This is a genomic window from Actinomadura sp. 6K520 (assembly GCF_004349245.1).
Taxonomy (GTDB): Bacteria; Actinomycetota; Actinomycetes; order Streptosporangiales; family Streptosporangiaceae; genus Spirillospora.
Genome location: NZ_SMLC01000201.1, coordinates 1 through 11,454, shown reverse-complemented (window position 1 = coordinate 11,454; position 11,454 = coordinate 1). Strand labels below are relative to the sequence as shown.

At 71.4% G+C, this 11,454-nt stretch carries 12 protein-coding genes; all 12 read right to left on the bottom strand.

The features are described from left to right. Positions 1-468: hemerythrin domain-containing protein (locus tag E1289_RS32430; protein ID WP_131987086.1), on the bottom strand; the 468-nt coding region annotated here is incomplete at its 3' end. A gap of 70 nt (positions 469-538) precedes the next feature. Further along, positions 539-1,753 (bottom strand): hypothetical protein, encoded by a 1,215-nt coding sequence (locus E1289_RS32425; RefSeq protein ID WP_243713294.1) that lies wholly within the window; start codon positions 1,751-1,753, stop codon positions 539-541. Between the two features lie 144 nt (positions 1,754-1,897). Further along, complete coding sequence (ctaD, locus tag E1289_RS32420; protein ID WP_207929292.1) at positions 1,898-3,592, bottom strand: cytochrome c oxidase subunit I; 1,695 nt, start codon at positions 3,590-3,592, stop codon at positions 1,898-1,900. Positions 3,593-3,647: 55 nt separating this feature from the next. After that, complete coding sequence (locus tag E1289_RS32415; RefSeq protein ID WP_165970701.1) at positions 3,648-3,947, bottom strand: DUF3040 domain-containing protein; 300 nt, start codon at positions 3,945-3,947, stop codon at positions 3,648-3,650. Positions 3,948-4,081: 134 nt separating this feature from the next. Then, positions 4,082-4,867 carry a cytochrome c oxidase assembly protein gene (locus E1289_RS32410; protein WP_131987082.1) on the bottom strand — a complete coding sequence of 262 codons (786 nt, stop codon included), beginning with the start codon at positions 4,865-4,867 and terminating at the stop codon, positions 4,082-4,084. After that, a complete protein-coding gene (locus E1289_RS32405) occupies positions 4,867-5,361 on the bottom strand; it encodes a DUF2243 domain-containing protein (protein WP_131987081.1) in 495 nt (164 codons plus the stop codon). The genes E1289_RS32410 and E1289_RS32405 overlap by 1 nt, the downstream gene beginning before the upstream one ends. Before the next feature lie 90 nt (positions 5,362-5,451). After that, a complete protein-coding gene (locus E1289_RS32400; protein ID WP_243713293.1) occupies positions 5,452-6,681 on the bottom strand; it encodes a cytochrome P450 in 1,230 nt (409 codons plus the stop codon). Between the two features lie 25 nt (positions 6,682-6,706). Next, on the bottom strand, positions 6,707-7,489 hold the full coding sequence (locus E1289_RS32395) for an enoyl-CoA hydratase-related protein (RefSeq protein ID WP_131987079.1): 783 nt from the start codon (positions 7,487-7,489) through the stop codon (positions 6,707-6,709). A gap of 85 nt (positions 7,490-7,574) precedes the next feature. Then, positions 7,575-8,312, bottom strand: a complete 738-nt coding sequence (locus E1289_RS32390) for a glucose 1-dehydrogenase (protein ID WP_131987077.1) — start codon at positions 8,310-8,312, stop codon at positions 7,575-7,577. Positions 8,313-8,350: 38 nt separating this feature from the next. After that, positions 8,351-9,436: a diacylglycerol kinase gene (locus tag E1289_RS32385; protein WP_131987075.1), complete on the bottom strand. Its 1,086-nt coding sequence runs from the start codon at positions 9,434-9,436 to the stop codon at positions 8,351-8,353. Between the two features lie 195 nt (positions 9,437-9,631). Beyond that, positions 9,632-11,071: an FG-GAP repeat protein gene (locus E1289_RS32380; protein WP_131987073.1), complete on the bottom strand. Its 1,440-nt coding sequence runs from the start codon at positions 11,069-11,071 to the stop codon at positions 9,632-9,634. Positions 11,072-11,155: 84 nt separating this feature from the next. Continuing rightward, positions 11,156-11,454, bottom strand: a 299-nt coding sequence (locus tag E1289_RS32375; RefSeq protein WP_165970700.1) for a crosslink repair DNA glycosylase YcaQ family protein, incomplete at its 5' end; no start/stop codon positions are given.

Below are 11,454 nucleotides of genomic sequence, written 5' to 3'. Positions count from 1 at the left end.
GGGCCGGGTGGGGGCGGTCGCCTGGGCGGCGCGGACCGCGGCCGCGAACCCCCTGAGCTGCGCCGGGCTGAACTGGTCCTGGATCCGGTCGAACTCGTAGCGCTCCTCGGCGCGGGCGTGCGTCAGCACGTCCATGCGCAGCCTGTCGAGCGTCTTGAGGAACGCGGGGTCCTCGGTGTCCATGCCGTCCAGCTCGGCCAGCACCTCCTTGGCCTGGCGCTCCTCGGCCAGCCGGTCGTCCACGATCCCGTCGCCGCCGGGGATGCGGCGGGCCATCGGGTGGACGATCTCCTCTTCGGCGGTCTCGTGCACGGCCAGCAGCCGTACCAGGGCACGGAACGCCTCCTTGCGCTCCTGCCCCTGCGTATGCATCACCTCGTCGAACAGGTCACGGATCTGGCCGTGCTGCGCCTTCAGCAGGTCGATCAGATCCTCGGTGGACGAGTACTGCTTCTCGGTGGTGCTCACTGCCGGTTCCCTCGCTTCGTCGTTCGGTGTCCACCCGCCTGGGGTGCGATGTGCCGGGGCCGCGGGGCGGCTACGCGTACGGCTTGTCGCGCATGCGCGCGACCGGGTGCGGGCCGTCGGTCTCCAGGCGGTACTCGTCGCCGAACTTGTGCCGGTGCTCGTCGATGACGATCTCGGTCGACGGCCGCTCGGCGTTGATCCGGTCCTGCATGGCCTCGAAGCGCTCGTGGGCCTCCCAGACGATGCCGGTGCCCAGCGTGGTGTAGTCGATCTGCGTGGCGAGCAGCTCGCGGATGTACGCCTTGTTCGGCTCGAACGTGACCGGCTCGGGCAGCTCCCGCGGCAGCATCGCCTCCGGGTCGCGGCCCTCCGCCTGGCGCATCATGTCGCACGCGAGGCGCAGGTGCTCCAGCTCCATGTTCAGGTGCAGCTCCCAGATGCCCTTGACGCGCGGGTCGCTCTCGGTCTGCATGAACGAGTAGTACATGTAGCACTCGTTGTACTCGTGGTTGACGAGGCGCTCGTACCAGGTCTCGTTCGGGTCCAGCATGGACTCGTAGTGGGTGACGTGCTCCTCCTCCACCATCCCGATCTCCTGGTAGAGCTGCCGGGCGATGGGCTCCATGTAGAGCGGGCCCATGTTCATGTAGAAGTTCATCGTCTGCTGCTCGGCCGCCATGATGGTCAGCGCGTGCAGCTTCGACAGCGGCGCGGCGGCCTCGCGGTCGTAGGGCTCGCGGACGTTGTCGACCGGGTTGCGGTGCTGCTGGTAGGTGGGGCGTCCCGGCATCACCTCGGTGAGCCCGTCGACGATCTTCTCCGCCTTGCGGTGCTCGATCATCTCGTACAGGTTGGCGTACCGGTACAGGTGGTCGAAGTCCTCCAGGAGGCCGAACTCGTAGCACGCCTTGAGGTAGGGGTCGGGCTCCATCCGGGCCACCCAGCCCGTCAGGTCGGTGGCGACCTGCTCGTACGACAGCGTCGTCTCCAGGACCGACGCCTGGCCCGGCAGCAGCCAGTTGACGACCTTCTGCTGCTGCTGCTCGACGTAGCGGACCTTGGCCAGCTGCTGCTTGGTCTCGATATCGGGACACATCCGGGCGAAGTGGTGGCTGTACATGATCGCCTCCACCTCGACGCCGTTCATCGCGATGATGCGGCACTTGGTGTACGGGTCGGAGTTGTCGGGGTCGATCGGGGCCACGTCGAGCTGGCCCCAGTTGCGGAACTGGTCGTCGATCGGGATACCGCGGTGTTCGAACGGGTTGAACGCCACCAGGCTCATCCTTCCTCTCGTTTACAGATCGGCTTGACGCTCGGTGCGCCTACCCGGCAGGTTCCGCCTCGCACTTCTCCGGCGGCCGAACTTCAAGATCTTTATGTGGCGTTGGCCCGGTCGCGGCTCCCGGCGGGCGAACGTTTCCGCATGTCAGGACGCGCCACCCGGGCTCTGGTCATCGGCCGGGAGATATGGCTGGGCCGGGCCGGCGCCGACGCGGGGATAGCGCAGGTCGAAGGCCGGACGTTCCGAGCGGATGAGCGGGACGGCGGTGAAGTTGTGCCGCGGCGGCGGGCAGGAGGTGGCCCATTCCAGGGAGTTGCCGTAGCCCCAGGGGTCGTCGACGTGCACGTCCCGGCCCTTGCGGAAGGTGCGCCAGACGTTCAGCAGGAACGGGAAGGTCGACAGCCCGAGCAGCGCGGCTCCGGCGGAGGAGACCAGGTTCAGGGTGGTGAACTCGTCGGCGTAGTCGGCGTAGCGGCGCGGCATGCCGTCGGCGCCGAGCCAGTGCTGGACGAGGAAGGTGGTGTGGAAACCGATGAACAGCATCCAGAAGTGGATCTTCGACAGCCGTTCGTCCAGCATCCTGCCGGTCATCTTGGGCCACCAGAAGGAGAATCCGGCGAACATCGCGAACACCACGGTGCCGAACAGCACGTAGTGGAAGTGCGCGACCACGAAGTAGGAGTCGTGTACCTGGAAGTCCAGCGGCGGCGAGGCGAGGATGACGCCGGTGAGGCCGCCGAACAGGAAGGTGACCAGGAATCCCAGCGCCCACAGCATCGGGGACTGCAGGACGATCTGCCCGCGCCACAGCGTCCCGACCCAGTTGAAGAACTTGATGCCGGTCGGGACGGCGATGAGGAAGGACAGGAAGGAGAAGAACGGCAGCAGCACCCGTCCGGTGGCGAACATGTGGTGCGCCCATACCGTCATCGACAGGCCGGTGATGGTGATGGTGGCGAACACCATGCCGACGTAGCCGAACAGGGGCTTGCGGCTGAAGACGGGGATGACCTCGGTGATGATCCCGAAGAACGGCAGCGCGACGATGTAGACCTCGGGATGCCCGAAGAACCAGAACAGGTGCTGGTACATCAGCGGGCCCCCGTGCGCGGGGTCGTAGATGTGGGCGTCCAGGATGCGGTCGGCCCACAGGGCGGCCAGGGCGGCGGCCAGCACGGGGAAGGCCAGCAGTACCAGGATCGACGTGAACAGCACGTTCCACGTGAAGATCGGCATCCGGAACATGGTCAACCCGGGCGCGCGCATGGTGAGGATGCTGGTGATGAAGTTGACGGCGCCCAGGATCGTCCCGAAGCCCGACATGATCAGGCCGCCGACCCACAGGTCCCCGCCCACCCCCGGGGAACGCGCGTCGTCCGAGAGGTTCGGGTAGGCGGTCCAGCCGAAACTCGCGGCGCCCTCGGGGGTCAGGAAACCGGAGAGGGAGACCAGGGCGCCGAAGAAGAACAGCCAGAAGCTCAGCGCGTTCAGGCGGGGGAACGCCACGTCCGGCGCGCCGATCTGCAGCGGCATGATGACGTTGGCGAACCCCGCGAACAGCGGGGTCGCGAAGAAGAGCAGCATGAGCGTGCCGTGCATGGTGAACATCTGGTTGTACTGTTCGTTGCTCACGAACTGCAGCCCCGGCTGGACCAGTTCCCCGCGCAGGACCATGGCCATCAGCCCGGCGAGCGAGAAGAACCCGAACGAGGCGACCAGGTACAGGTACCCGATCTTCTTGTGGTCGGTGGTGGTCAGCCACTCGACCAGCACCTTGCCCTTGCCGCGCCGAACCGGCGCGGCAAGGGACGTCGCCGGCTCGTCCGCCGGCCGTTGCACGTCGGTCACCGGAACACTCCTCGGGTCAGGCGGTCGGCCGACGGGAGTCCCCGCGTCAGCATGTGGGCGAGGGGGACGGACCGGCCGCTCCGGGCCCGGCGGTGGCCTGCGCACCGGGGGCGGAAACGGGGCAGGGCTGCCGCATGACCAGCGGGATCATCGCCGCGAAGAAGGCCGTCGCGGCCACCATCACCGCCGCCAGGGCGACCGCCGCCCGGGGCGGCCGCCACGAGACCCCCGCGTCCTCGGCCGGCGCGGTGAACTCGGCCAGCCGCCGGCTCAACCACGGGTCCTGCCGGTCGAGGTCGGCGTCGAGACGCCGCAGCACCGCCCGCTCGTACTCCGACAAACCCATTGGCATCACTCCCCCGGGCCCCATGGCGCCTTCCGTCCGCGCGGTGCCTGCGCGGTCAACGGGGAGACTGGTGACCGAGCAGAGTCATGCGACTCCTCAGAGTGAGGCCGCTAATGCGGCACCTACCCTCGTCATCACGTCGAAACCTGCCGCACCCGCCGCCTGCGCCCGGCCACGGCGTACCACTGGACGGCGAGGACGACCGCCAGGGCCACCTCGACCAGATCGCCGCCGTAGTACATCAACTGGGCGGCGGCGTGCAGATCACCGGCCGCGAAGTCCGTCCCCGGCGGGGGCAGGGCGTACAGGGTCTTGGCGAGGACGGCGTGCGCGGCCCCGGCGGCCAGCAGCGTCGCCCCGCGGAGCGGCAGCCCCCGGCGGCGCCGCACCGGATCCAGCTGGCAGATCGCGGCGGTGAACAGCACCCCGGCCGCCACCACGTGCGCGTGCACCAGCGCGTGCAGGAACGGCCGGTCTTGTGCGGCGGCCAGCAGCGGCGTCCGGTACAGCACCCACAGCCCGCCCATGTCGAGCACGGCCGCCACCGGCGGGTACAGCAACCAGCCGGACACACGCCAGTGCGCGACCGCCACCAGCGCCCGGCGCGGCCGTCCGGGGCGCAGCACCCGCAGCGCCAGCGTCAGCGGCCGGGCGAGCACCAGCAGCAGCGGCGCGACCATCCCGGCCAGCAGGTGCTGCGCCATGTGGACGGTGAACGCCGCACCCGGCAACGGCCCGGCGGCCGCGAAGGCCAATGCGGCGCCACCGGCGGCGAAACACGCGTCCCGTTCCCACGGCCAGGTGTCCCCGCGGCCGCGCAGCCTCCGCGCGGCGACAAGGTAGCCGGCGACCGCCAGCAGCGCGCACGCCCCGGCCGCCGCCTGCCCGGCCCCGAGGACCGGACCATGCTCGTGATCCATCACCGTTCCCGGCCGCCCAGCCGCCGCGCACGCACGGCCAGCGCCGCACCGACGGCCAGCAGCAGCACCCCGGCGGCGTTCCAGACCAGGTCATAGGGCAGCAGGTCGGGGACGTCGTAGCGGATCTGGTGCACGCGAAGCACCTTGTGGTCGACCACCCCGTCGAACAACTGGAAGCCGCCCAACCCCAGGAAAAGCCCGGCCCAGGCGTGTGCCGACGACAGGGTCCGGTCGCGCCGCAGATCGGCCCACCACACGAACCCGATCACCAGCCCCAGCAGTTCAGCCGTGTGCAGCAACCCGTCGGCCAGCAGCCCGATCGCCGGAGTCGACCGATCGTAGAAGTGGTGCCAGCCCAGCAGCTGGTGGAAGACGATCTCGTCCACCGCCGCCATCAGCGCCACCCCGATCAGGGCCGCCGCCGCCAGCGACCGCCCCGCCCGCACCGGCCGCACCTCGGACCGCCCACCCGCGGGCACGGAAGAACCACTCATAGTCGCCCTACTCCACAGCAAGACCAGCTGATCGCCCCACCGCCTACCCAGCGCCGCGGCGGTCACTCGCCCGCCGGACGAGTTGCGGGGTCAGGGCTGGTTCACGCGAGGGGTGGGGGTGAAGCGGACGGGCATTGATTCGTAGCCGGAGACGAAGTTGGCGGGGCGGTGCGGGGGTTCGTCCGGGGTGAGAGGTTGCAGGTCGGGGAGGCGGGTCAGGAGTTTGGTGAACATCACCTGGAGTTCCAGGCGGGCCAGGCTGTTGCCCAAGCAGAAGTGCGGGCCGTTGCCGAAGGCCAGGTGGTCGTTCGGGTGCCGGGTGATGTCGAAGGTGTCGGGGTCGGTGAACACGGCGGCGTCCCGGTTGGCGGACGGGTACAGCAGCAGGAGCGTGTCGCCGGCGGCGATGTCCCGGCCGTCGAGGACGGTGTCGCGGGTGGCGGTGCGGGCCATGTTCTTGATCGGGGAGACCCAGCGCAGCATCTCCTCCACCGCGGCGGGGATTGCGGACGGGTCCGCGACCAGGGCGTCGCGCTGGCCGGGGTGCTGGAACAGCTGCCACATCCCGCCGGAGATGACGTGGCGCGTCGTCTCGTCGCCTCCGATGAGGATGAGGAGGGATTCCTGCAGCAGCGAGTCGTGGTCGAGCCGGTGGCCGTCGACGGTCGCGTGGGTGAGGGCGCTGATGAGGTCGTCGCGGGGGCACCGGCGGCGGTCCGCCACGACGGCGGCGGCGTAGTCGTTGAAGCCCTCGAACGCCTCGGTGGCGCGGACGAGGAGGCCGGGGTCGTCGCCGCCGGTCAGCGCCCGGAGCATGTCGTCGGACCAGGCCAGCAGCTTCTGCCGGTCCGCGGGCGCGAAGCCGAGGGCGTCGCCGATCACGATCAGCGGGAGCTGCGCGGCCAGGTCGGCGACGAAGTCGCACTCGCCGCGCTCGCAGACCTCGTCGATGATCTCGTCGCAAACCCGTTCGAGGTACTCCCGGCGTCCGGCGACCCGGCGCGGGGTGAAGCCCGCGCTGACCAGCTTGCGGCGCAGCTTGTGCTCGGGGTCGTCCATGTCGATCATCATCGGCATGGGGTCGCTGTCCGGACGTATGCCCCGGTTGCTGCAGAACTGCTCGGGGCGGCGGGAGACGTGCTTGACCGCCGCGTAGGTGGACACACCCCAGACTTCGCCGTGCGGGTCCCAGTAGACCGGCGCGTTCTCCCTGATCCAGCGGAGCTCGGCGTGCGGGTCGCGGCCCCAGAACGCGCCGCTGACCAGGTTGATCGTGTCGTTGACCGGCTGCTCGTCCCTTGTTGTGGCGGGTGCGTCCACGAGAGGCTCCTGTCCCCGCCGGGCGTCACCAGCCCGGCGGCAGCGATGTGAAGTCGGGCTCGCGGCCCTCCGCGAACGCCGTCAGCGCCTCGGCGTTGGCGGGGCCGCCCATGAGGCGTACGAAACCGTCGTTCTCCCTTTCGCGGGCCCGCCGGATCTCCTCGCGCAGGGGGGCGGTCATGTCGCGCTTGACCTCGCGCAGGCTGGAGATCGGGCGGCTCGCCAGCGTGGCCGCGGCCCGCCGGGCCTCCGGCAGCAGGGCGGCGGGGTCGCAGACCCGCCAGACCAGTCCCATCTCCTTGGCCTCGGCCGCCGAGATCCATTCGGAGGAGAGCAGGACCCAGGCGGCGTTCTGCCGGCCGATCAGGAGGGGCAGCAGGTAGCTCGACGCGGCCTCCGGCGCGACGCCCAGGCTGGTGAAGGGCGTCTTGAGCCGCGCTTCACTGGACATGAGGACCAGGTCGGCGAAGCCGATGATGGTCAGCCCGATGCCGAGGCCGAGCCCGTTGATCGCGAGGAGCAGGGGTTTGTCGAAGTCCCGCAGCGTGTCGACGAGGCCGAGGAACCCGTGCCGGCCGGGCTCGAAGTCCGGGTTCGAGATGCGCTCGGCCATCTCCAGCAGGTCGGTTCCGGAGCTGAACGCCCGGCCGGTGCCGGTCAGCAGCACCACCGCGACCGAGGGGTCCTCGGCGGCCTCCTGGAGCGCGTCCGTGAGCGCGTCGTACAGGGCCTCGTTGAACGCGTTGAGGGCCTCCGGACGGTCGAGCGTCAACGTGCGGACGCGGTCGGCGTCCTCGATCAGGAGCATCGGCCCACCCACTCCCCCCGGACACCTGTCCAGTCAGCGTTCCGGCAATAGTAGAACAGGTTCTACCTACGCGGAAGGTGTGCCGTCAGCCCTTGTGCGGGATCTGGTTCACGACCCCGCCGTCCATCACGAACTCGGTCCCGGTCGCGTACGAGGACTCGTCGCTGGCCAGGAACACCACGAACGCGGCGACCTCCTCCGGCTGCCCGGGACGGCCCAGCGGGATCGGGATCATGTCGTCGGGGATGCCCTCGGTGATCGGCGTCCGGATCAGGCCGGGGTGCAACGAGTTCACCCGGATGCCGTGCGGGGCGAGCTCGACGGCGACCGACTTGGTCAGGCCGCGCAGGCCCCACTTCGAGGCCACGTAGCCGTGCACGCCGGAGGTGCCGCGCAGCCCCTCGATGGACGAGTTGTTGATGATCGAGCCGCCGCCGGCCGCGATCAGCGCGTCGGTGGCCGCGCGGATGCCGAGGAACGGGCCGGTGAGGTTGACGTCGATGATCTCCCGCCACTTCGCCTCCTTGAAGCGGCCGATGGCGGCGCCGTTGACGATGCCGGCGTTGTTGAAGAGGACGTTGAGGCGGCCGAACTCGCGGACGGCGGTCTCGACGGCGGCCGTCCAGTCCGCGGCGCGCGTCACGTCGAGGTGCACGTAGCGGGCGGCGGCGCCCAGCTCGTCCGCGACGGCCTTGCCCTCCTCGTCGAGGATGTCGCCGATCACGACCTCGGCGCCCTCGGCGACGAGCGCGCGGGCGCCGGCCGCTCCGATGCCGCGTGCGCCGCCGCTGATCAGGGCGACCTTTCCGGCCACACGTCCCATCGTTCCGGTCCTCCTCGGTCTCAGCGGTCCGTCGGTGCTCAGCGGGGCAGGGTCGTGGCGAAGACGCCGCGGGCGGTGTTGAACGGCAGGTCGAGCGGGGTCCGCAGCCCCGGCGGCGCCGCGACGACGTCGGGGATCGCGTTGACGATCCGCCCGGCGCCGGAGGCGATCGCGGAGTAGTTGTGGTCCCCCCGCGCGCTGGACGGGCAGACGTCGACGCGGTACGACGGCTCGCCGTCGATCTCGACCCGGTAGGAGCCGCCGTCCTGCGCGGGCTGCGGCCAGTCGGGGCGCAGGTCGCCGCGGAGCCGGTTCGTGTGGTCGATGACGAGGACCTCCTTGCCGCCGACGACGCCGCGGATCTGGAACCGCACGGCCGCCACCCCGCCCGCGGGGATGTGCCCGGCGGCGACGTCGAACGCCTCCGGCGCCGGCTCCTGCTCGAACCACTCGGTGATCTCGTCCAGCTCGAAGCCGAACCCCCGGGCCAGCATGCGGAGGCTGACGCCCCAGGACGCCGCCAGCATCCCCGGCCGGAACATCTTCGGCAGGTCCCCCACCGGCCGGCCGAAGCCCATGAAGTCGAGGATGACCGGGCTGCCGTCGTAGCTCGCGTAGTCGGCGATCTCCAGGCAGCGCACCCGCTCCACCCGCTGGCAGGTGCTCGCGATCGCGAAGGGCAGCAGGTCGTTGGCCCACCCGGGGTCCACCCCGGTGACGAAGAGGCTCGTCCCGCCCGCCCGGCAGGCGTCCTCGACCGGCTCGATCATGCCGTCCGGCAGCACGCCCCAGGGGTGGATCAGGGGTACCGGCGAGGAGGCGACGACGTTGCTGCCGGCGGCGAGGATCGCCCGGATGTCGCCGAGGGCCTTGGTCAGCCGGATCTCGCCGAGCGCGCAGTACACCGTGCACTCGGGCCGCGCGGCCAGCGCCGCTTCCAGGTCGCCGGTGGCCGGCACGCCCGTGACCACGTCGAGGCCCGCGAGCTCACCGGCGTCCCGCCCGATCTTCTCGGGGTTCGACACGACGAGCCCGGCCAGGTCGAAGCGGGGGTCCTCGATCAGCTGGGACAGGGCGATGCGGCCGACGTTGCCGGTCGCCACGTGGAGAACGCGGATGGCCATGATCCTCCCAGGGGGTGGGGCGCGAGGAGGCGGGGCGGTGCCGGACGTGGGTTGTGCACCTGACTGGACACCTGTCCACCCTAGAGTCGGCCACGTACCGCGGCAATAGCGATCTCGCGGAGATCGGGCCGCATACCGGAACAGACCGCCGCCCATCGGGCGACGGTCTGCCCGTCGTCGCAGGTCAGGCCGGGGTCAGCCGGTCGGGTCCGCGGCCACGCTCGTGCCGAACCGGCTTCCCGCCGGGACGCCGTCCCGGCCGGCGAACCAGTTGTCCGCCACCACGGGCGTGCCGAACAGCGCCCGCCAGGGCGTCGCGTGCGCGGCGCCCTTGCCGTCGTGCCCGGGAGCGCCGGCCACGATGTGCGCCGCCCCGGGCCCGAACGCCAGCGCGGCACCGAAGCGCGCTCCGGCCAGCGGCATGCCGCCGAATCCGTCGGTGCCCTGGCTGACGGTGCCGTCCACCCGCGGGGCGGACCCGACCTGGACCCCGTGCACCCGGCCGGCGTCGGCCAGGCCGCCCACGTCCTCGCCGGGCGAGCCGATCGCCACCGACACCTCCGGGGGCGCCGAGGCCGAGTGGACGACGCCCGCGGCCACGCCGGCGCCGAACCCGTCGCCGGGCTCGTTGGCCCCCGGAACCCCGGACACGCCCTGGTGCACGGCCAGCACCTCGCCGGCCTGCCTGCCGTCGTAGCCGAGGACGGTCACCATCCCCGCGTCCGCCGCGTCGCCGATGTCCTCGCCGGGCACCCCGGCGACCACGCGCACCGGCAGGGCCGGGTCCCAGGCCGCCGCGACGCTCGCGCCGAACCGGTCGCCGGACTCGGACGCGCCGCTGATGCCCGCGGAGTCCTGGCCGACCCCCGTCTCCTCGATCGCGACGATCGGGTCCTCGACGATGTGGATCATCCCGGCGTCCCGCTTGGTCGAGACGTCCTCGCCGGGCACCCCGATCACCGCGGTCGGCTTGTCGAACGAGCCGGCCGCCAGCGACGCGCCGAACCGGTCGCCGGACTCCACGGTGCCGTCGAAGTCCGCGACGTCCTGGTGCAGGAGCGTGCCGCCGCCGACCCGGCCGCCATTGATCGCCAGAACGTGGACGAGGCCCGCGTCGACCTTGCCCTCGCCGTCTCCCAGGTCCTCGCCCGGCACGCCGACCAGCACCGTGCCGCCCATCGCGGCCACGGCCGTGCCGAAGCCGTCGCCCGCCTCGGACCTGTCGCCAGCCCCGCCGGCGCCCTGCCCCAGCATGATCGGCGCGGGCTGCCCGTCCCGTCCCGGGCCGAAGACCACGTGCGCCACGCCGGCTCCCCTGTTCTCCCCCGGCGCGCCGACTATGAGGTCCTTGGCGCCGTTCCGGTCGACGTCGGCCACCGCGACCGACGCGCCGAACCCGTCCCCGGCCTCGGGCGAGTCGGCGATGCCGGCGGCGCCCTGCCTCAGGGTCAGCCACCGGTCCCCGCACCGGACCTGGACGGCACCCGCCCCGGCCTGCCCGTCCACGGTCGCGGCGGGGTCGCCCACCGCCGCCGCGAGGTCGCACTCCTCGGCCGCGCCGGCCGCGCCGGCCTGCGCGGGCACGATGAGCGCGGCCGCCGCCACCACTCCCGCGATCTTTCGAGATCTGGTCATGAACGCCTTCCCTGCGGGGCTTTGCGGGTGAAGCTCGTCTCGCAGATGTGACGCTTGATGACCTTGCACGGGTTACCGCCCCGGCTACTCGATGATCTCCACGCGATCACCGCCGGCGAGGAAGGACGCCAGCCGCGCCCCCTCCTCCTCGACGTCGGTCCGGTCGGTCTTGGCGAGGCGGTGCAGCAGGGTGACGACGACGGTGTCCGCCTTGACGGTCCAGGTGGCGGCGACCCGGCCGTCGACCAGGACGGCGCGTTCCCCGGCGACGGAGATCCCGCGATGGGCGTCCGCGATGATGCGGCCGCGCTCGTTGTAGCCGAGGATCGCGTTGTCGAACGCCGGGAGGAACCGTACGGGGGCGGGCGTGTCCGGATCGGGAC